This is a genomic window from Sphingomonas sp. BL2 (assembly GCF_056680015.1).
This window is the reverse complement of the sequence record NZ_CM155261.1, coordinates 3,231,085-3,251,348: the sequence shown is the minus strand read 5'-3', so window position 1 is coordinate 3,251,348 and position 20,264 is coordinate 3,231,085. Positions and strand designations below refer to the sequence as shown.

The following is a 20,264-nucleotide window of genomic DNA, read 5'->3' as shown; positions in this document are numbered from 1 at the left end:
TGTCGTTGCCGTCGCACTACGGGGACGAGGTGACGTTTCGATGGCGTCTTCATGAAAGCAAAATGACTATTCCGTAACGGCGCTGTCACATCGTTGCCGCCGGGGTGTCTTCGATCGTGGCTAGCAGGCGGGCAACACCCGTTACGAAAGCCCGAGACGATGACGATCAACCGCCGCGATGCGCTAAAGAATGCCCTTAAGTTCGCTGGCTCCGGCGCGACGCTCGCGCTTCCCGCTGTAGCTTCACAAGCGGCAGGTACGGCGAAAGCGCGCTTCGATCACGGGGTAGCGAGCGGTGATCCTTCGGTCGACGGCGCTATCCTCTGGACGCGGGCGACACCGGTCGATGCGGCGCAGGCCGGCGATATCGCGCTGACCTGGCACGTTGCGGAGACCGAAGGCGGCAAGCCGATCCGCTCGGGCACGGTCAAGGCCCGCGCGGCGCGCGACTTCACCGCCAAGGTCGAGGCGACCGGGCTCCAGCCGGGGCACGAATATCGCTATTGGTTCGACGCCGCGGACGGCACGCGCTCGCCGGTCGGCCGGCTCCGGACGCTGCCGAAGGGCAAGGTCGCCGACGTCGTCATGGCAGTCGTCTCGTGCCAGCTCTACGCGGGCGGGCTGTTCAATGCATATGACACGATCGCCAAGCTCGACCGGCTCGACGCCGTCCTGCACCTCGGCGACTATATCTATGAATACGGCGCCGATGGTTACGGCGCCGACATCGCCAAGAAGATCAATCGTCTAGTCGAGCCGCGTCACGAGATCGTCAGCCTCGCCGACTACCGGATGCGCCACGCTCAGGTGAAGCGCGACGTCGACATGCAGGCGGCGCACGCACGCGCCGCGTTCATCTGCGTCTGGGACGATCACGAGGTCGCCAACGACGACTGGATGCACGGTGCCGAGAACCACGATCCCAAGACCGAGGGCGACTGGGACGTGCGCAAGGCCGCCGCGATGCAGGCGTATTTCGAATGGATGCCGATCCGCGATCCCAAGCCCGGCCAGCCTTGGGCGGCGATCAACCGCAGCTTCGATTTCGGCGATCTCGCGACGCTGGTGATGGTCGAGACGCGGCTGCTGGCGCGCAGTCATCAGGTCGTGTCGAAGGGCGAGGCGATCACACCCGCCGAATACGCGCCGATGCTGGCGGAACGCGCGCGGCCTGACCGCGAACTGCTTGGGCCGGCACAGCTCGCCTGGGTCGAGAAGACGATGGCAACGTCCGTGTCGGCGGGGAAACCGTGGCAGGTGCTGGGCAACCAGATCGTGATGGCGAAGGTCGCGGGCCCCGACATGGAGCGGCAACTCGGACCGGTGAAGTTCGGCGAGACGATGGCGAAGCTGCCGGCGATGTGGCGCGAGCGACTGGCGGCGGGCATCGCTTCGTACCGAGCCGGCATGCCGTTCGGTCTCGACAGTTGGGACGGCTATCCGCCCGCGCGCGAGCGTCTGTACGCTGCGTTCCGGCGGGCGAAGTCGCGGCCGATCGTGCTGTCGGGTGACAGTCACGCCGCCTGGGCGAACGATCTGCACGACGACGCGGGCAAGCTGGTCGCGGTCGAATTCGGCTGCACCGCGATCACCAGTCCGTCCTACGGTTCGCTGTTGCCGGGGATCGGTGCCTTGATCGCAGACGCCAACAAGGGTGAGGTCCGGTTCTGCGACCAGGACGCCAAGGGCTTCACGCTGCTGACGCTCACGCCTGAGCAGGCGACCGCCGATTTCGTGACCGTGTCGACGGTGTTTGCCAAGCCGTTCACCCAAGCGACCGTTAAGCGGTTTCGTGCACAGGCTGCTCGGCCCGAACTGCCGCTGGAAGAGATTGCCTAAAACGATCCTCCGTTCGAATAGGATCGGAAACCGGTCGCCGATCGCTCGGGCTAGCGCCTGACAATCAAAGTTTTTCCGCCGCAAAGTTCAATCGACTGTCAATTCCCATTCACCAAGGGGATATTCGTCTCCTCGGACGGAGATGGGAATGCAGCGAGAGGCTTCGAGTTCGACGGTAGGATGGCCGACCGTCCTTCTGGCAGGTATCGTGTACGGCGGATGGATGGTCGCGACGGCGTGGCATGCGGTCATTTCGACGCCGTTTCTGGTGCTGATCGGCGGGTGGTTGCTCGCCTGGCAGGGATCGCTGCAGCACGAGGTCATTCACGGGCATCCGACGCGGATCCGATGGATCAACGACGCGATCGGGTTTGCGCCGTTGTCGCTGTGGCTGCCCTATCGCCTTTACCGCCGTAGCCATGTCGCGCATCACCGCGCGGAGGTCATCACCGATCCGCGGCATGATCCAGAGTCCCGCTACCGCGTGCAGGTGCGTGGTTTCGCCACAGTCCTCGGCCAGCTTCAATCCACGCTTCTTGGTCAGATGGTTTTCGGACCTGCGATTTCGGTCGGGCGCTTCTTCCTGCAAGAGTCCCGCCGACTGGTGCGCGGACCGGCGCACGTCGTGCGCGACTGGGCGCCGCACCTCATTGCGGTCGCGCTGGTGCTTTGGTGGCTCGATCATGTCGGTCTTGGCGTCGTCCGTTACGTGCTCTGCTTCGTCTACCCGGGCATGGCGCTGACCATGGTGCGCTCCTACGCCGAGCACCGCGCCGATCTTGCGAGCCCCGGCCGCGCCGCCAGCGTCGAGCATGGCGGGCTGCTCGGGCTGCTGTATCTCAACAACAATTTGCATGCCGCGCATCACGAGCGGCCCTCGCTCCCCTGGTACGACCTGCCAGCGTATCACCGACATAACCGAGCGCGGTTCGCCGACGCGGGGGCACCGATCTATCAGGGGTATGGCGAGATCGTCCGGCGGTTCGCATTCAGCCCGCATGACGACATGGTCCACCCCCTCCACCGCGCGCCCGTGTCTTGACGGACCGGATCGCTTCGCTCGGGATGTACGATCACCCCGCGCAGCATGCTGCGAACGACCGGCTGTGGTCGGCGATTGCCGCCGTCCTGCGCGAACGCGGTGTCGCGGAGGTGCCCGATCGGCTCGATCGAACACGCGACGTCCAGGCGATCTGGCGCGATCCGGCGCTGCTGGTCGGTCAGGCCTGTGGCTATCCGTTGATCGCCGATCCGACGCTGAATCTGCACGTGTTGGCGTTCCCGATCTACGCCGGGCAAGAAAGTGGCAGCGTGATCGTGGCGAGAGCGGACGATCCCCGCGGGTCGGTAGCGGCGTTTCGCGGTAGCCGCGCGGCCATCAACGATCGCCAGTCGAACACCGGCATGAACCTGTTCCGCGCTACGATCGCGCCGTTTGCGGGGCAGGGGGCGTTCTTTGCCGAGGTGCTGGAAACCGGCGCGCATCGAGCCAGCATCATCGCGGTCGGGATGGGCAAGGCGGACCTCGCGGCGATCGACAGCGTGACCTATGCGGCGATCGCGCGGTTCGAGCCGGCTTTGGTTACGGGCCTCAAGATCGTCGCACCGAGCCCCGCATCGCCGAGCCTGCCCTTCGTGACCGCGGCCGGGACCGACGCCGAGACGGTGGCGGCATTGCGAAGCGCGCTCGATCATGTCGCCGCCGATCCCGATCTGGCGGCGGTGCGCGAGACGCTGTTTCTTGCCGGGATCATACCCGCCGAGCCGGACGCGCTGACCCCGATATCGACGCTGGAAGCCGAGGCTGTCCGGGCCGGCTATTTCACACTCCGCTGACATGAAGGACAACGCCGTGTCATCAGTATCCGACCCGGTCGACCTCTCGACGACGATCGACGAACTGCGCAGCGCGCGTCGCGCCTGGCGGCAGGAGCAGGACGGCCGGCATAGCGTCGCGCGCTTCCCGTCGCTGGACGAGACCGGTCGCGCGCTCGACGATCTCGTCGCCGCGCTGTTTCCCGGGCGGCTCGGCATGTTCGCAGGTCCGGTCGAGCGCGAGGACGCGTTCGTCGAGACGCGGCTCCGTCAGGCGCTGGAACGGCTGCAACGGCAGGTCGAACGCGAATTCGCCTATTGGCAGGAAGAGGCGGTGCTGTCGTTCGACGTCAGCCATGCGAGCATGATCATCGGCCTGTTCTGCGCGGAACTGGGGCCGATCCGCGAACTGGTCGACGACGACGTCCGCGCGGCATTCCTCGGCGATCCGGCGGCCCGCAGCGCGGACGAGATCCTGATCTGCTACCCCGGCATCGTCGCGATCCTGTACCACCGGATCGCGCACGCGCTCTACGGGCTCGGCGCACCGATCGTCGCGCGGATCATCTCCGAACTCGCCAACAACCGCACCGGCATCGACATCCACCCCGGCGCGACGATCGGCCGCAGCTTCTTCATCGATCACGGTACCGGCGTCGTGATCGGCGAGACCGCGATCATCGGCGACCGGGTGCAGATCTACCAGCACGTCACGCTCGGCGCGCGCAGTCCGCTCGGCGTGACCGACGTGTCGGCGCGCGAACGGCTGGCGCGGCATCCGATCGTCGAGGACGACGTGGTGATCTATGCCGGCGCGACGATCCTCGGCCGCGTGACGATCGGGCAGGGCGCGACGATCGGCGGCAATGTCTGGCTGCTGGAGGACGTGCCCGCGGGAAGCGTCGTCGCGCAGCCGACTGCGGTGATCCTGGCGGGCGATGCGGCGGATCAACTGCACGAGACGCTGCGAGGGCGCGCCGCATGAGACGCTTTGCCTGTTGCCGGCGCGAGGATGGGCCGCCCAAGCCCGTGATCGGCGTGCTGTGCTGCAACGAAGTGGTCGATCGGCCGATCCAGGCGGTCGCCACCCGCTTCGTCGAGCCGCTGGTACGCTATGCCGGCGCCACCGTATTGCTGGTGCCGGCCGTGGCGGATGCGATGGACACGCGGGCGCTGGCCGGACGGCTCGACGGCCTGTTGCTGACCGGATCGCGGTCGAACGTCGCGGGGGCACGCTACGGCAAGTCGGACGCGGCCGACGACGCTCTCGATCTGGACCGTGATGCGGTGGCGATCGAACTGGCGGGCCGGATGATCGAGGCGGGGCGGCCGGTGTTCGGTATCTGCCGCGGGTTGCAGGAGCTGAACGTGCTGTTCGGCGGCACGCTGACCGATGCGCTGGACGATGGCCATTACCGGTCGACCGACGACGCGACAGCGTACGAGACGTTGTTCGACCATGTCCACGACGTGAGACTGCGATCGGGCGGGATGCTCGCAGCAGTGATCGCCGAGCCCAGCATCTCGGTCACGTCGGTTCACCGGCAGGGTATCGATCGGCTGGGGGAGGGGCTCAGCGTCGAGGCGCATGCGGTTTCGGACGGGCTGGTCGAGGCGTTCTCGGCGCGTCCGTGCGGCGGCGACGTCCTGGCGGTGCAATGGCATCCCGAATGGGACGTTGCAGCCAGCGCATCCAGCCGCGCATTCTTTTCACTTATCGGCCAGTCGCTTGGGACCTATCGGGACCGATGACTGCGACCACTCGTTTGGTTCGCACGGAGATCGTCGCAGAGCGATCCACTAACAGGGACACTATCATGACTGCTTATCGTACCGCGTTGACGCTCGCCACCTCGACCCTCGCCTTCGCCAGCGCGCATGTTGCTTATGCGCAGGACGTGCCCGCGCAAACGGCGACCGCGCCTGCCGCAGACCCCGCGGCGGCGCCCGACACGGGAGACGATATCATCGTCACGGGTACACGCGCGGTTGGTCGGTCGCGGCTCGACAGCGCGTCGCCGGTCGACGTGCTGAGTTCGGCCGCGATCCAGCGCCAGGGGACGACCGAGCTCGGCGCAGCGCTGTCGGCGATCGCGCCGTCGATCGACTTCCCGCGGCCGTCCGCCGTCGACGGCACCGACGCGATCCGCCCGGCGACGTTGCGCGGCCTTTCGCCCGACCAGACGCTCGTGCTGGTCAACGGCGTGCGTGGCCACACTGCGGCACTGCTGAACGTCGGCGGGTCGGTCGGGCGCGGCTCGGCTGCGGTCGATCTGAACACGATCCCGACGGTTGCGCTCGACCGTATCGAGGTGCTGCGCGACGGGGCGTCCGCACAATATGGCTCGGATGCGATCGCCGGTGTCGTCAACCTGCGGCTACGCGAGGCACGATCGGGCGGTGGCATGACCGTCAACTACGGCTTCTACAACACCGATATCGACACCGCGCGCGGCAGCCGCAGCACGAATGGCGAGCATGCGCTGACCGTGTCCGGCTGGCAAGGCATCGGCTTTGGCGAGGACGGCTTCCTGACCGTTTCGGGCGAGTATCTGGATCGCCAGGCGACCAACCGCGCCGACTTCGACACGCGCACGCTGGTCAAAATTCCCGGGACGCCGGGCCGTGTGACAGGCCTCTTCGGCGATCCCAAGGTCGAGCAATACAGCATCTTCGCCAACGCCGGCACGACGCTGACCGGCACGTGGAAGCTGTACGGCTGGCTCGGCTATCAGGACCGCGACACGCGCAGCGCGGCCTTCCCGCGATTGCCGCTGCAGTCGGACCCCGTAGCAGTCGCGCGACTGGAGCTGGCAGGGCTTTCCGATGGTTTCCTGCCGCTGATCAATACCAAGTCGCGCGACATCAACTCGGCGATCGGAATCAAGGGCGTGGTCGCCGACTGGAACGTCGACCTGAACGCGAGCTATGGCCGCAACAAGATCGGGTTCCGGACGCTGGATTCCGCGAACTATGCCTATGGCCGCACCACGCAGAGGGATTTCTCGGACGGCGCGCTGATCTACGACCAGTACATCGTTGGGCTCGACGTCGATCGCAAATTCGACCTTCTGCAAGGTGTGAACGTGGCATTCGGGCTCGAAGGCCGCCGCGAGGGGTTCAAGATCCAGTCGGGCGAACTCGCATCCTATGGCTATCCCGCCGCGGGGACAGTGACCGGCGCACTGCCGACCGCACCCCCAGGTGCGCAGGGCTTTGGTGGATTCTCGCCGGACAACGCGATCGAGCGGAGCCGTCGCAACGGCAGCGTCTATCTGGATGTCGAAGCGCAGGTGACGGACAAGTTGCTGCTCGGGCTCGCCGGACGCGGTGAAGACTATTCCGATTTCGGCTCGACCGGCACCGGCAAGGTCTCCGCACGCTATGACTTCGCGCGCTGGTTTGCATTGCGTGGAACGGCGTCGACCGGCTTCCGCGCGCCGGCACTACAGCAACAGTATTTCACGTCGGTCGCAACCGTCATTCAAAACGGAAACCCAATTCAGACCGGCACCTACCCATCGGTAAGCCCCATCGCGGCCAGGCTCGGAGGCCTTCCGCTGGAGCCCGAGAAGTCGACCAATCTTTCGGTGGGCACGGTGATCCGCGCCGGCGGGTTCGAGCTAACCGTCGACGCCTATCGCATCCGCATCCGCAATCAGATCGGTCTTTCGGAGAACATCACCACGTCGTCGACCCAATCCGCCGCGGTCAATGCGCAGATCCTCAACTTGCTCGCAGGATCAGGGGCAACGGCGGCGCGGTTCTTCGTCAACGGCATCGCCTCGACCACAAAGGGCATCGACGCGGTCGCGCATTACCGGCTGCCGACCGATGCTGCGGGGACGTTCGACCTGACGATCGCCGGCAACGTCAACGACGTGAACGTCACCCGCGTGCCGACATCGACCTCGACGCTCAACCCGGCACCGACGCTGTTCGCCCGCAACCGCATCGAATCGCTGGAGAACGGTACGCCGGGCGAGAAGGTTACCGGCTCGATCGACTGGTCGCTCGACCAGCTCGGGGCACTGGCCCGCGTCACCTATTATGGCGACGTGACGCAGCCGGGCACGACCGCGGCCGGCGACGTGCACAGCGGCAAGCACCTGATCACCGATCTCGAACTCCGCTACCAGGCAAAGAAGGGCGCACAGATCGGCCTTGGCGTCAGCAACCTGTTCGACGTCTATCCCGATGCGACGAGCATCGCGAACAACCCGACCGGGGTGATCGGCTATCCCTATTACTCGCCGTTCGGGTTCAACGGCCGCTACGTCTACGCCCGTGCGGGCCTGAGCTGGTGATTAAATCATAGTCGTACGATAGGGTATTGCGTTCGGCCGCATCGCTGGGTAGCTTTCGGTTCCAGGATCGATTTCGCGCATTGCGGTCGTAATTCTGCACTAGTCATCACGGAGACCATTCGATGAAGAAGATCACGATCGTGCCAATGATTGCAGTCCTGGCGCTTGGCCTCGCCGCATGCACCAAGCCCGCAGCGACCGAGAACGTTACCGACATTCAGTCGAACACGGTCGTCGAAGAGTCGGATGCGAATCTTTCCGCGGTAGACGGTATCGAAACGAGCAACTCGACGGACCTTGAGAACTCGGTCGATTCGAATTCGAGCGGCAACGCGCTCTAATCAATGACTTGAAATTGCAACAGGTGGCTTGGTTCGGTAGCCGAACATCTGTTAGAAAACTCGAAAGGCGGCGTACTTCCCATTTCTGGGGAGTAGCCGCCTTTTGTATTTTTGAGCGGTCGAAGTACGTTATCGAGTCAATGCATTTCGGCGCAATTTATACTCTACTCACCGAAGTCGGCGAATAACTCTATTCCTATTTGATGAGTGGGTTTTACAACGGGGCAACGTCAAGGCGAAGTGAAGCTCCCTAGACGGAACCTCGTGGTCCAGCGGATCCCCTCTGCTGGGCCACCATTTTTGAGTGCGAGCTTTGGAAGAGTTCGCGACCTGCCGGCATCTGACAGGGGCCGTATTCTCGAGTATTCGCTATTAGTCAGCTGGTCTTCGGTACCGCGTTGGATCGACGTCCGCGCCAATAGCGGATCGCGGTCATCACCACCGCGACGACGACTGCGAGGATCGCAACGCCCGCCAACTTGTGCTTCGGCATGATGCTGTGGACCGCGTCGAGCAGCGTATCCCCGAACAGATAGCCGATGCCGGTGAACATCACGCCCCAGACCACCGCGGAGATCGCGTTGAGCATCATGAACGTGCGTGCGGGGACACGCGACGTGCCGATCGCGATCGGACTGATCGTGCGCAGGCCGTAGAGAAAGCGGAAGCCGAGGATGAAGACCGTCGGGTGACGTTCCAGCGTGTCGAGTGCCTTGGCGAAGGCTGGCTTGGCAGCGATCTTCCGAACACGGGCGGTGTCGCGGTAGCGGCGCCCGGCGAGGAAGAAGAGTTGGTCAGCGGCGAACGATCCCGCGACTGCCGCGGCGGCGCTGCCCCAAAGCGGCAGAAGGTGCTGGTGCGCCAGCACGCCGCCGGTCACGACCGCGGTTTCGCCTTCGAGCCCCGCACCCAGGAATATCGCGGCGAGGCCGTATTGGGCGATGAGCGTTTCGATCGACATCGCTCGCCCTTGCCGCAGCGCGGAGTTCTCCGCCAGTATCATTTATCCGCCTCGCTACGGGCGGTTATCGACGTCGGTGCGGGCTGCTATCGACCGAGATAGTCCATCTTGCCGATCGGTACGCCGCGCATCCGCAACAGCGCGTAGGCGGTCGTGACGTGGAAATAGAAATTGGGCAGCACGAACCCGAGGACATAGCTTTGGCCCGTGAAGTCCAACGTCCGGCTGGGCGTGACGATCGTGATTACAGCATCTTCCTTGCCGTCGATCGCCTCGCGCGGGACGCCATCGAGGAACGCGAGCGTTGCGGCGATGCGCTGCTGCAGCGCTGCGAAACTCGTCTCGTCGTCGGCCATCGCGATCGTCGGGACGCCACCGAGCCGGACCATCGCACCCTTGGCCGTGTCGCTGGTGCGCTGGACCTGCGCGGTCAGCGGCGCCATGTCGGTGATCAGTCGCGTGCCGAGCATGTCCGCCTCGGCGGTGCCGTGCTCCTGTGCATAGGCTTCGCCCGATTTCAGGATCGCCGAAAGACTGGCGAAACCGCGGCGAAACGCGGGGACGGTGAGGTCATAGAGCGGGGTCATGGACACAGGCGTAGGCGCGCAATCACGTCCGGTCGAGGAGGAACGCGGCAAGCTGGTTCCAGGCAGGCTGCTTTGCCGCGACGCCAATCGTATGCAGCGGGCTGCTGGAGGGAAGCGCGACGACGCTCGGTCCAGCAAAGTTCGGTCCGAGCAGCTTAAGACCCTGCTTGAGCGCGGTACCGCCGTTGAAGGCGACCGCGCGAAGCTTCGGTAATCGGCCGATGAGCGCGACGATGTCGTTGCCTTCGGCGTCGAGGATCGCCGCGTCGCTGCTTCCAGTCCGCTGCGCCGACCCGATCACGTCCCACAGCGCCACGCCGCTCGCCCGCAACGCCACCAGCCGATCCTCATAGTCGAGCGTGACGAGATCGCAGCCGATGACCGGCGACATCAGCTGCCAGAACTGGTTCTGCGGATGCGCATAATAGCGCTGCGCGGCAAGCGAGCGGTCGCCCGGCAGGCTACCCAAAACAAGAACACGCGCTTCGAAATCGAAAATCGGCGGAAACGAGTGCTTGAGCGACATTAAGATCCCCGGACTGTCACGACCGCAAGACTATGCGATACGCCGGTTATATCCTAGGGTCGGCACATATGGTCGCAACACGCGCGGTACGATCACAGGAAGGACTGCCACTTGGCACTGAACGGACAACTACCGGCGCTCGCACGGACCGGTATCGACGGGCTCGACGACATTCTCAATGGGGGGCTGACACCGGACCGGATGTACCTGGTCGAGGGTACGCCCGGCACGGGCAAGACGACGCTCGGGCTTGGCTTCCTGCTCGCCGGCGCTTCGGTCGGCGAGGCGGGGCTGTACATCACGCTGGCCGAGACCGAAGTCGAGCTGCGCGCGGTGGCGCAGACGCACGGCTGGTCGCTGGACCCGCTGACCCTGTTCGAGATGGTGCCGGCCGACGGCCTCGGCGAAGACCATGAACAGACGTTACTGCATCCGAGCGAGGTCGAGCTCGGCGAGACGATCCGCGACGTGATGGCGAAGGTCGATGAGCTTCGCCCCAAGCGCGTCGTGATCGACAGCCTGTCCGAACTGCGCCTGCTCGCGCAGAGCCCGATCCGCTATCGCCGCCAGATCCTCGCGCTCAAGCACTTCTTCTCGACGCGCGCCTGCACCGTGCTGTTCCTCGACGACAAGAGCGGCTCGGGCAGCGATCTCCAGTTACACAGCATCGCGCACGGCGTGATTTCGCTCGAACAGACCTTGTCAGGGTTCGGCGCGCAACGTCGCCGCCTCCACGTCGTCAAGATGCGCGGCGTGCGGTATCGCGGCGGCTATCACGATTTCGAGATCGAGCGTGGTGGACTGTGCGTCTACCCACGCCTCGTCGCATCCGAACACGTCATGAAATATTCGGACGAGGCCGTTTCGACCGGCTCGACCGAACTCGACACGTTGCTGGGTGGTGGCTTGATCCCGGGCACCGCGACATTGCTGACGGGGCCTGCAGGTGTCGGCAAGACGACCGCGTCGGTCCAGTCGGTGATCGCAGCGCTGGAGCGGGGCGAGCGCGCCGCGTATTTCCTGTTCGACGAGCGGTTGCCGACGTTGCTCAAGCGGAGTGCGTCGCTCGGCATGGACCTGACGCCGTTCGTCGAGAACGGGCAACTGGAACTGCGGGCGATCGATCCGGCCGAAATGTCGCCGGGTGAATTCTCGGGTGCGGTGCGAAATGCGGTCGAGCAGCACGGAGCGAAGATCGTCGTCATCGACAGCCTCAATGCCTATCTTCAGGCGATGCCGAACGAACAGTTCCTGATCCTACAGATGCACGAGATGCTGACGTATCTCGGCCAGAAGGGGATCGTCAGCTTGCTTATCCTCGGCCTGCACGGGATCACCGGCGACGTTCGCTCGGATGTCGATCTCAGTTATCTGTCCGATACGATCGTCCAGCTCCGCTATTTCGAGGCGCATGGCGAGGTGCGGCAGGCGATTTCGGTCATCAAGACGCGCACCGCACGGCACGAACGCACGATCCGGGAGTTTCAGATCGGTAGCAACGGATTGCTGGTCGGCGAGCCCCTTCGCGAATTCCAGGGCGTGCTGACCGGCGTTCCGACATTCTCGGGCGAAGGAAAGACGTTGATGGCCAGTCGGATGGGGATGCAGGACTCGCGCGTCTGATATGGACGATCGCGTCCTGATCCTGGCGCCCCGTGGGCGCGATGCGGCAATCGCGTCGGACCTGCTCGGGCGGAATGACATCGTCGCCTATGTGTGCCGCGATCAGATGGACCTGATCGCCGAACTCGCCAAGGGCGCGGGCGCGGTGATGCTGACGGAGGAAGCACTCGCCACCGAGGAAGTCGCTCCGCTGGCGGAATGGGTCGCGGCGCAACCCAATTGGGCGGATATCCAGTTCGTCGTGCTGGCCAACGGAACGCGGACGCCGCGCACGCCGCGGGCCACGCAACGCCTTACTGACCTGGGCAATGTCCTGCTGCTGGAGCGCCCGCTGCATGCCGAGGCGATGCTGGGTGCGATCCGGTCGGCGCTGACGGCGCGGCGGCGGCAATATGAGTTGCGCGACGTCGCGGTGACGCTCGAACGCGCGGTACTCGACCGGACCAGCGAACTCAGAACCGCGCGCGAAAGCCTGGAAATCGCGCTCGAAGCTGCCGGCATGGGAAGCTGGGACATCGACCTGACGACCGGCGAATCCCGACGGACGCTGCGGCACGATGCGATCTATGGCTATCCGGAGGGTCGGCCCGACTGGACGATGGAAACCTTCCTGAGCCATATCGACGTCAAACAACGGGGCACCGTCACGCGCGCGATGACCGAGGCGACCCGAACCGGCGTTATCGACGTCGAGTACCGCATCGATGCGGCCGACGGTGCGTCACGGTGGCTCGTCGCCAAGGGGCGCGTCCAGTATGACGATGCCGGCAAGGCCGCGCGGATGACTGGCGTGGTCTCCGACGTCACCGATCGGAAGGAAGCCGACGCGCAACTCGCGCAGGCGCAGAAGATGGATGCGATCGGCCAGCTGACCGGTGGCGTCGCGCACGATTTCAACAATCTGTTGACGCCGATCGTTGGTAGCCTTGATCTGCTGCGACGTCGGCACAAGGACGACGAGCGTACGCAGCGGATGATCAGCGGCGCGTTGCAGGCGGCGGAGCGGGCGGCGACGTTGACGCAGCGGTTGCTGGCGTTCGCCCGGCGGCAAGCTCTCCAGCCACGCGCCGTCGATATTGGCGCGCTGATCGACGGGTTGGTCGACCTGATGCGGCGCTCGCTCGGGCCGTCGATCGCAGTGACGCTTGAGATTCCGCGACATTTGTCATCGGCGCGCGTCGATCCCAATCAGCTCGAACTCGCACTGCTCAATCTCGCTATCAACGCGCGCGATGCGATGCCAGGCGGTGGCAAGCTCACCCTGACGGTCAGCGAGGTCGTCGTCGACGATCGCAACATGGTCGGCCTTGCCCCAGATCGCTACGTACGGATCGCTGCGATCGATACCGGCGTTGGCATGGACCGCGCCACGCTCGCCCGCGCGACGGAGCCATTCTTCTCGACCAAGGGCGTCGGCAAGGGCACCGGGCTGGGGCTGTCGATGGTCCACGGCCTCGCCGCGCAATCGGGCGGCACGCTCCGCCTGACCAGCGAACCCGGCTCCGGCACGACGGTCGAGCTGTGGCTGCCGGCAACCGAGGAAGCGGCGACCGAAACGGTAGAGAATACCGCAGAGCCGGTCATCGCGCGGCGTGCGGCCAAGGTGTTGCTTGTCGACGACGAGGATCTGGTACGCGCGGCGACCGCCGACATGCTGCGCGACATCGGCTATGTCGTGGTCGAGGTCCCCTCCGCCAGCCAGGCGCTGTCGGCAATCCGATCCGGCGTCGATGCGGACATCCTCGTCAGCGATTACCTGATGCCGGGCATGACCGGAGGACAACTCATCACCGAACTCTGGTCGTCAGGCAACCGCATCCCGGCTTTGCTGGTGACCGGCTATGCCGCGGCGGGCGAGGACGTGCCCGAGGGCGTCACCCGTTTGTCGAAGCCGTTCCGCCAGACCGATCTCGCCGCGCGGGTCGACGAACTGCTGCGCCAGTCGCCGCCGGGCCGCCCGAAGCTGCGCGCGGTCGAGTGAGATCGGACCGGGCGGATACCCCCCGGTCCGATATTCGTCCCAGTTTCAGAAGCCCTTCTTCAACGAAACGAAGAACTGCCGCGGTGCGCCGGCGAGAAGCGTCTGATTGTCACCGCTCGCGGTGAAACCGTTCGACCCGATCGTCGAAATATACTTCTTGTTGGTCAGGTTGGTGACGTTGCCCTCGATCGCGACGCCGTGCAGTGCGCCATCGCCTTCGAAGCGGTAGCCGATGCTCGCATCGACCAGCACGCGGCTCGGCACCGATTGGTCGTTGAGATAGGTGAAGTAGCGCTTGCTCATGTAATCCGCGCCGACCCGACCGGTGAAGCCCGACTGTTCGAGCACGATCTCGCCCTTGACCATGTGCTTGGGCGTATCGACGACGGTGTCGCCCTTGCGGACCTGGACCGATCCGGAGGCGTCGGTGACCGTGTCCTGATATTCCGCGTTGGTGTAGGAATAGCTCGCGAACAGCGAGAGCGGGCGGAACACGCGGTAATTGGCGGAGACTTCGGCGCCGTACGTGCGCACGCTGCCCGCGTTGTTGAGCGTCGGTGCGTTGCCGAGGATACCGACGCCGTTCGCAAACGCGAGCAGGCGGTTCGAGAAGTCGACATAATAGCCGACCGCCGACGCCTGGAACGGTCCGCTATGCAAGCGGACACCGCCTTCCGCGGTCTTCGAGCGCTCGGGCTTGAGGCGCCCGCGGACGGCGTTGAAGCCCGTCTGCGTCGCCGCGAACGGCCCGGTGGTCGCCGACGACACGAACGCGCGCATGTTCTCGGTATAGTCCGCGAAGACTTCCGCCGCCGGCGTCAGCTTGAACAGGATACCGGCCTGAGGCTGGAACCAGTCCTTGGCGGAGATGCGGCCGATCGACAGCGGCGCGGTCGTATCGGGCAGCATCGTCGCGCTGTTGACGACATAGGCGCCCTTCCACCCGGCGTTGACGATCAACCGATCGCCCGCCAGCTTAAGCGTGTCCTCGACATGATACTGCATCGTGTCGGTGCCGTACTTGCCGTCCCACTGCGTCGCGTACGAATTCTTCTGGAACTTCAGCACGTCGCGGTTGGGCGTGGCGCTGTCCGTCATCCCATAGAAGCGCCGCGCCTGCGTGAAGGTGTTCGTCTCCAGCCAGCCGCCGACTTCGACGGTGTTCGCACCCGTCTCATAGGCGATGTTACTGAGCGCACCGCCGCGCTTGATGCTGTATTCCGTCGTCCGGAAGCCGAGTGGGCTCGGTGCGGTGATCGCGCTGCCGTCCTGGTTCAGCGCGCCGGCCGGGGTGGGCGAATAGGGCGTGATCCACGATCCCTGGCCCTTGTTGTTGTGATAATAGCCGGTCGTCGTCATGGTCAGCTCGGGCGTCAGGTTTGCGTCGAGCGTGACGCCGCCGAGGTAATCGCGCCGGACGCCGCCTGCGTCAAAGTACGCATCGTCGACAGTGCCAAACCCGGTCGGGAAGGTCGTGCCAACGCCGGACCACGGCGCGACGAAGCCGACCGAAGAGCCGTTGTTCGCCTTCGTATACGTCGCGAGCGCACCCTGGTTCTGGTAGGTTTTCGCGATCTGCAACGCGAGCGGATAGTTGTCGGCGATGTTGTCGTTGCGCAGGCCGCGGCGGCGGATGATGTCGTAGCTGAGATCCTGGTAGTCCTGCTCGCGACGATCGGAGAAGTTCACGAACGCGGACAGGCTGCCGAAGCTGCCCAGATCCTTGACGATCTTGCCGTTCGCCTGATGCTGGCGCTGGACGCCGTCGCCCTTCCACTTGTCGGTGGTGAGGTAGCCGTAGCTGAGATAGCCCTTCAGCCCGCCGCCGAGATCGCCGCTGTCGATACGCGCATAGCCGCGGTACGTGTTGTCCGAACCATAGGTCCCGCCGCCGGTGACGTTGGCGGTGTCGCGCGGTTTGTCGCTGAAGAACTGGATCGTGCCGCCGAGATTGCTGGTCGATGCGGTGCCGAGCGCGCCGGCGCCCTGTGCGACTTCGGTGCGGGCGACGTTCTCGGAGATGATCGCGCGGCTGATGTGCAGGCCGTTGACGTTGCCGTAGCTCATGTCGCCGAGCGGCACGCCGTCGAGCGTGAAGCCGAGCTGGTTCTGGTTGAACCCGCGCAGCGAAATCCGGACCGCCCATTCATACGCGCCGAACGGGTCGGACGCCTGGAAATTGACGCCGGGAAGCTTTTCGATCGCCTTCAACGGGCTCGAACCGGGAGTAAGGCGCGCGAGGTCGACGGCGCTGACGCTCTGCACCTGGCGGCTCTGGCCAAAGCCGAGCACGACGATGTCGGACGACGTCTCAGGTGCCGGATCGGCTTGGACTTCTGCCGGCGCAACTACCGGGGTTTCCGGTGCGGCCTGGGCAAACGCGGCAGGCGTGGCGAGCGCCGCGAGTGCGACACCGGCGAAAAGCGACGATATGGTCTGCATGATGTCCCCTGAAGCGCGACGGCGCTCAGCGGCCCTTTGCCGATCGACGTGACGCGTCGGCGACAGTTCGAAGACGATTTCGAGACGATCGGCGATATTGTTACGGTAGTGACCCGAATGCCTCGCTCAACGGGACGACCGACCTCCCTCTCCCAACGGGGAGAGGGAAGGGGCACGCGGCTACTTAGCCGTGGGAAGGGTGAGGGCACTTATGATAATCATGCCTGCATTCACCCCCGCATCATCCGCGCGATCGTCTTCGCCGCCGCCGCACCATAAGGAGGCTTAAGCCCGGCAAGCTTGGCCACATCGAGCTTCGATTGCTTGTAGACAGCCCGCGCATGGCTGAACGTCCGGAAGCCGTCGATCCCGTGATACGCACCCATCCCCGACGGTCCGCTGCCGCCGAAGGGAAGGTCCTCCATCGAGACGTGGAATATCACGTCGTCGAGCGTCACGCCGCCCGAGATCGTCCGGTCCATGACGCGACGGCGCTCGGTGTCGTCGGTGCCGAAATAATAGAGCGCGAGCGGACGGTCGCGGCGGTTCACCTGCGCGATCGCGTCATCGATCCCGTCATAGCGGCGGATCGGCAGGACCGGGCCGAAGATCTCCTCCTGCATAACGATCATGTCGTCGCTCGCGTCGCGGACGATGTGCAGCGGCATCTTCCGCGAATTGGCGGCGCCGAAATCCTCATTGGCGGGGTTCACGACCTCGACGGTCGCCCCCTTCGCGCGGGCGTCGGCGATCCACTCGGTGAGGCGCTGGTGGTGGCGATCGTTGACCACCGAGGTGTAGTCGGCGTTGGCAAGCAGCGTCGGGTACATTGTGCTAGCTGCCGCCTTGATGCCGTCGACGACCTTGGCTTCGTTCGCCGAGGGGACGAGGAGATAGTCAGGCGCGAGGCAGATCTGACCGGCGTTCATCATCTTGCCGAGCGTCACGCGTTCGGTCGCCCGCGCGATATCCGCCGATGTGCCGAGGATGACTGGCGACTTGCCACCGAGTTCGAGCGTGACCGGCGTCAGGTTGTCGGCGGCCGCGTGAAGGATGTGGCGGCCGATCGCGGTCGCGCCGGTGAAGATGAGATGGTCGAACGGCAATGCGGCAAACGCCTTCCCGACATCCGCACCGCCTGAGACGATGACGAATTCGTCCTGCGCGAAATACTTCGGCACAAGGTCGTCGAACAGCGCGGCCGTCGCGGGCGTATACTCGCTCGTCTTCGCCATCGCGCGATTGCCCGCTGCAAACACGCCGGCCAGCGGCGCCATCAGAAGGTTTACCGGGAAATTCCATGGCGCGATGATGCCGATAACGCCCTTGGGCTGATATTCGACCCACGCCCTCGCGCCGAGCAGCCCCAGTGGGAACTGGACCGCGCGCCGCTCCCGCCGCATCCACCGATCGAGATGTTTCGCGGCATGCGCGATCGGCGCGAGCGAGGCACCGATATCGGTGATCATCGTCTGCTCGCGGCTACGATGCCCGAAATCCTCCGATACCGCGTCGCAGAACGCCGTAGCATTATCCCGCACCATCGCCGCCGCGCGCTTGAGCCGGTCGAGGCGCACCGCTCTGGTGACAGGAAGCTCAGCCATGAACGCATCACGCTGGCCGGCGAGGATAGTCTGCATATCGGTCATTGGCGGTCCTTCAGGGCACGAGCACGATCTTGCCGACATGCGTTGCAGCGGCCATGGCGGCAAACGCGTCCCGCCATTCGGCCAGGGGATATATGGCATGGACGCGGGGGCGGAGGCGACCTTCGCCCGCCATCGCCCATATCGCATCGAGGTTCTCGGTGCCGAGCCGCGGGAAGCGGCGGGCATATTCGCCGGCGCGGACGCCGATGACGGAAAAGCCCTTGATCAACGCCATGTTGGTCGGCAGCGTCGCGATCCGGCCCGAGACGAACCCGACGACCATCAGGCGTCCGCCGAATGCGATGCAGCGGGTCGACTCGTCGAACACGTCGCCGCCCACGGGATCGACGACGATATCCGCGCCCCCGCCGGTCAGGTCGCGCACCGCGTCGCGAAAGCCGGGTGCAGGCATGGTGACGGCGGGCGCGTACGTGTCGGCAACGACCCGCAACTTTTCCGCCGAGCGCGACGTGGCGATCACGCGCGCGCCCAGGGCTTGCGCTAGATCGACCGCGGCAAGCCCGACGCCGCCGGTAGCACCGTGGACCAAAACCCAGTCGTCGGTTGCAAGTGCGCCCAGACGGACGAGCGCCACATAGGCGGTCAGGTAGGCGACGCCGATCGAGGCTGCCGTTGCATAGTCGAGGCGCGGGGGAATAAGGCGGGCGGCGCTGGCATCGCACGCGACGATTTCGGCGAACGCGGCGAGCCGCGTGCCGCACAGCACCCGGTCACCGGGAGCGAAACCGCTAGCTGCCTCCGCCTCGATCACGTCGCCCGCGACTTCCATGCCCGGCACGAACGGGAGCGGCGGTGTCAGCTGATACTCGCCGCGCGTCATCAGCAAGTCCGGATAGTTGAGCGAAGTCGCACGCATCCGCACGAGCAACTGGCCCGGCGACCGCTTTGGCTCGGGTATGTCGTCGAGCGCTACGCCCGACAGGTCCGCCGACAGCCCCGAGACGCGTACCGCTCTCACGCGCCGACCGGGAGGTCCCGGAACGCCTGATCCTTGTCGACGCGAATTTCGCCAGGCAGGCCGAGCACGCGTTCGGCGATGATGTTCTTGAGGATCTCGTCGGTGCCGCCGGCGATACGGAGACCTGGTGCCCACATCGTCGCGGCGTGGAACGCGCCTTTCAGCGGGGTGAGCGCAGGGTCGGATATGATGCCGTATTGATCGCCCGCCTCGACCGCGGTGTTGCCGATGGCCTGTAGTTGGTTGGCGGCGACGATCTTGCCGATCGAGCTTTCGGGACCGGGGACCTGGCCTTTCGACAGCGCGGTGATCGTCCGCATCCGGGTGTTGCGCAAGCCTTCCGATTGCACCCACCAGTCGGCAAGCGTCTGGCGGAACGCGGCATCCTTCAGCAGCGGCCCGTCTGCGCCGTTGGCCTGGGCGGCGAAGGCGAGAATGTCTTCGGGGCCGACGCCGCCGCTCGTGCCGATCGCGAGGCGCTCGTTCATCAGCGTGAACAGCGCGACCTTCCAGCCGCCGTCTACGGGTCCGAGGCGTTGCGCGTCGGATATCCGGACGTCCTCGAACCAGACTTCGTTGAAGCTCGACCCGCCGGACATCTGGTGAATCGGGCGGATCTCGATCCCCGGTGCCTTCAGGTCGAGCCAGAACATCGTCAGGCCCTGGTGCTTGGGGACGTCGGGATTGGTGCGGACCAGGACGATCCCGTAATCGCTGTAATGCGCGCCCGAGGTCCAGACCTTCTGGCCGTTGATGATCCAGTCGTCGCCGTCCCTGACCGCTCGGGTGCGGATCGCGGCGACGTCCGAGCCACCGGCGGGTTCGGAGAAGAGCTGCGACCAGATCTCGTCACCGCGCACCGCGGGGCCGACGAAGCGGTGCTTGGTCGCGTCGTCCGCATAGGCCATCACGGTAGGCACGCACATGCCGAGCCCGATCGTGAAATAGCTGCCATCGACCGCGTGGCGCGCTTCTTCCTGCCCGAAGATGACGCTTTCGATCGGCGTGCCACCGCCGCCGCCCCATTCCTGCGGCCATGTGATGCAAGCATAGCCGCCGGAAGCCTTGCGCGCCTGCCACGCCTTAGCCTTGGTCATGTCGTCGGGGTAATGGCCCGCGTCGTGCTCCGCGATGTTCGCGTCGAGCCAGTCGCGCGCGGCGGCGCGATAAGTGGCTTCGGCGTCGCTGTCCTTGAAGTCCATGTGCTGCTCCGA

16 protein-coding genes are annotated in these 20,264 nt (G+C 65.3%); 9 read left to right on the top strand and 7 right to left on the bottom strand.

Going from position 1 to position 20,264, the window contains the following annotated elements; translation table 11 throughout:
* The first annotated feature begins 159 nt into the window (after positions 1-159).
* The 7 genes from AC1ME3_RS15085 to AC1ME3_RS15055 all read left to right on the top strand — a co-directional run bounded on the left by AC1ME3_RS15085 (position 160) and on the right by AC1ME3_RS15055 (position 8,302).
* Entirely contained in the window at positions 160-1,839 is a 1,680-nt protein-coding gene (locus tag AC1ME3_RS15085; RefSeq protein WP_480953801.1) for an alkaline phosphatase D family protein, read from the top strand.
* Between the two features lie 148 nt (positions 1,840-1,987).
* The gene (locus tag AC1ME3_RS15080; RefSeq protein WP_480953800.1) at positions 1,988-2,881 is read left to right on the top strand and encodes a fatty acid desaturase; all 894 of its coding nucleotides are present in this window, start codon (positions 1,988-1,990) and stop codon (positions 2,879-2,881) included.
* Positions 2,878-3,675, top strand: a complete 798-nt coding sequence (locus AC1ME3_RS15075; protein ID WP_480953799.1) for a phosphate/phosphite/phosphonate ABC transporter substrate-binding protein — start codon at positions 2,878-2,880, stop codon at positions 3,673-3,675. Before AC1ME3_RS15080 ends, AC1ME3_RS15075 begins: the two co-directional genes overlap by 4 nt.
* Position 3,676: 1 nt before the next feature.
* Positions 3,677-4,639, top strand: coding sequence for a serine O-acetyltransferase EpsC (gene epsC, locus AC1ME3_RS15070; RefSeq protein WP_480953798.1), 963 nt, complete (start codon positions 3,677-3,679; stop codon positions 4,637-4,639).
* Positions 4,636-5,406 (top strand): gamma-glutamyl-gamma-aminobutyrate hydrolase family protein, encoded by a 771-nt coding sequence (locus AC1ME3_RS15065; RefSeq protein WP_480953797.1) that lies wholly within the window; start codon positions 4,636-4,638, stop codon positions 5,404-5,406. Before epsC ends, AC1ME3_RS15065 begins: the two co-directional genes overlap by 4 nt.
* Positions 5,407-5,471: 65 nt before the next feature.
* Entirely contained in the window at positions 5,472-7,961 is a 2,490-nt protein-coding gene (locus AC1ME3_RS15060; protein WP_480953796.1) for a TonB-dependent receptor plug domain-containing protein, read from the top strand.
* A 122-nt stretch (positions 7,962-8,083) separates the two neighbouring features.
* A complete protein-coding gene (locus tag AC1ME3_RS15055) occupies positions 8,084-8,302 on the top strand; it encodes a hypothetical protein (protein WP_056058912.1) in 219 nt (72 codons plus the stop codon).
* A 376-nt stretch (positions 8,303-8,678) separates the two neighbouring features.
* Here AC1ME3_RS15055 and AC1ME3_RS15050 read toward each other — a convergent pair whose 3' ends face one another.
* From AC1ME3_RS15050 to AC1ME3_RS15040, 3 genes are all read right to left on the bottom strand, one after another.
* Positions 8,679-9,263, bottom strand: coding sequence for a DedA family protein (locus AC1ME3_RS15050; RefSeq protein ID WP_480953795.1), 585 nt, complete (start codon positions 9,261-9,263; stop codon positions 8,679-8,681).
* Positions 9,264-9,349: 86 nt separating this feature from the next.
* Positions 9,350-9,850, bottom strand: coding sequence for a DUF1993 domain-containing protein (locus AC1ME3_RS15045; protein WP_480953794.1), 501 nt, complete (start codon positions 9,848-9,850; stop codon positions 9,350-9,352).
* Between the two features lie 22 nt (positions 9,851-9,872).
* Positions 9,873-10,376 carry a DNA-deoxyinosine glycosylase gene (locus tag AC1ME3_RS15040; RefSeq protein WP_480953793.1) on the bottom strand — a complete coding sequence of 168 codons (504 nt, stop codon included), beginning with the start codon at positions 10,374-10,376 and terminating at the stop codon, positions 9,873-9,875.
* A 111-nt stretch (positions 10,377-10,487) separates the two neighbouring features.
* Here AC1ME3_RS15040 and AC1ME3_RS15035 point away from each other — a divergent pair, with 111 nt between their 5' ends.
* Together AC1ME3_RS15035 and AC1ME3_RS15030 are read left to right on the top strand one after the other, a co-directional pair.
* Positions 10,488-11,999, top strand: coding sequence for an ATPase domain-containing protein (locus AC1ME3_RS15035; RefSeq protein ID WP_480953792.1), 1,512 nt, complete (start codon positions 10,488-10,490; stop codon positions 11,997-11,999).
* Position 12,000: 1 nt separating this feature from the next.
* On the top strand, positions 12,001-13,980 hold the full coding sequence (locus tag AC1ME3_RS15030; protein WP_480953791.1) for an ATP-binding protein: 1,980 nt from the start codon (positions 12,001-12,003) through the stop codon (positions 13,978-13,980).
* 45 nt (positions 13,981-14,025) lie between these two features.
* Here the strand turns inward: AC1ME3_RS15030 and AC1ME3_RS15025 are convergent, their stop codons facing one another.
* The 4 genes from AC1ME3_RS15025 to AC1ME3_RS15010 form a co-directional block, all read right to left on the bottom strand.
* Positions 14,026-16,422, bottom strand: coding sequence for a TonB-dependent receptor (locus tag AC1ME3_RS15025; protein ID WP_480953790.1), 2,397 nt, complete (start codon positions 16,420-16,422; stop codon positions 14,026-14,028).
* 230 nt (positions 16,423-16,652) lie between these two features.
* A complete protein-coding gene (locus AC1ME3_RS15020; RefSeq protein ID WP_480955846.1) occupies positions 16,653-18,062 on the bottom strand; it encodes a coniferyl aldehyde dehydrogenase in 1,410 nt (469 codons plus the stop codon).
* Between the two features lie 19 nt (positions 18,063-18,081).
* Positions 18,082-19,050: an NADPH:quinone oxidoreductase family protein gene (locus AC1ME3_RS15015; RefSeq protein WP_480953789.1), complete on the bottom strand. Its 969-nt coding sequence runs from the start codon at positions 19,048-19,050 to the stop codon at positions 18,082-18,084.
* A complete protein-coding gene (locus tag AC1ME3_RS15010; protein ID WP_480953788.1) occupies positions 19,047-20,252 on the bottom strand; it encodes an acyl-CoA dehydrogenase family protein in 1,206 nt (401 codons plus the stop codon). Before AC1ME3_RS15010 ends, AC1ME3_RS15015 begins: the two co-directional genes overlap by 4 nt.
* Between the last annotated feature and the right edge of the window lie 12 nt (positions 20,253-20,264).

What these genes read in the sequence shown, in the direction of transcription:
- AC1ME3_RS15085 (WP_480953801.1), top strand. Translation starts at nt 160, where the DNA reads ATGACGATCAACCGCCGCGATGCGCTAAAGAATGCCCTTAAGTTCGCT.
- AC1ME3_RS15080 (WP_480953800.1), top strand. Translation starts at nt 1,988, where the DNA reads ATGCAGCGAGAGGCTTCGAGTTCGACGGTAGGATGGCCGACCGTCCTT.
- epsC (WP_480953798.1), top strand. Translation starts at nt 3,677, where the DNA reads ATGAAGGACAACGCCGTGTCATCAGTATCCGACCCGGTCGACCTCTCG.
- AC1ME3_RS15065 (WP_480953797.1), top strand. Translation starts at nt 4,636, where the DNA reads ATGAGACGCTTTGCCTGTTGCCGGCGCGAGGATGGGCCGCCCAAGCCC.
- AC1ME3_RS15060 (WP_480953796.1), top strand. Translation starts at nt 5,472, where the DNA reads ATGACTGCTTATCGTACCGCGTTGACGCTCGCCACCTCGACCCTCGCC.
- AC1ME3_RS15055 (WP_056058912.1), top strand. Translation starts at nt 8,084, where the DNA reads ATGAAGAAGATCACGATCGTGCCAATGATTGCAGTCCTGGCGCTTGGC.
- AC1ME3_RS15050 (WP_480953795.1), bottom strand. Translation starts at nt 9,263, where the DNA reads ATGTCGATCGAAACGCTCATCGCCCAATACGGCCTCGCCGCGATATTC.
- AC1ME3_RS15045 (WP_480953794.1), bottom strand. Translation starts at nt 9,850, where the DNA reads ATGACCCCGCTCTATGACCTCACCGTCCCCGCGTTTCGCCGCGGTTTC.
- AC1ME3_RS15040 (WP_480953793.1), bottom strand. Translation starts at nt 10,376, where the DNA reads ATGTCGCTCAAGCACTCGTTTCCGCCGATTTTCGATTTCGAAGCGCGT.
- AC1ME3_RS15030 (WP_480953791.1), top strand. Translation starts at nt 12,001, where the DNA reads ATGGACGATCGCGTCCTGATCCTGGCGCCCCGTGGGCGCGATGCGGCA.
- AC1ME3_RS15025 (WP_480953790.1), bottom strand. Translation starts at nt 16,422, where the DNA reads ATGCAGACCATATCGTCGCTTTTCGCCGGTGTCGCACTCGCGGCGCTC.
- AC1ME3_RS15020 (WP_480955846.1), bottom strand. Translation starts at nt 18,062, where the DNA reads ATGCAGACTATCCTCGCCGGCCAGCGTGATGCGTTCATGGCTGAGCTT.
- AC1ME3_RS15010 (WP_480953788.1), bottom strand. Translation starts at nt 20,252, where the DNA reads ATGGACTTCAAGGACAGCGACGCCGAAGCCACTTATCGCGCCGCCGCG.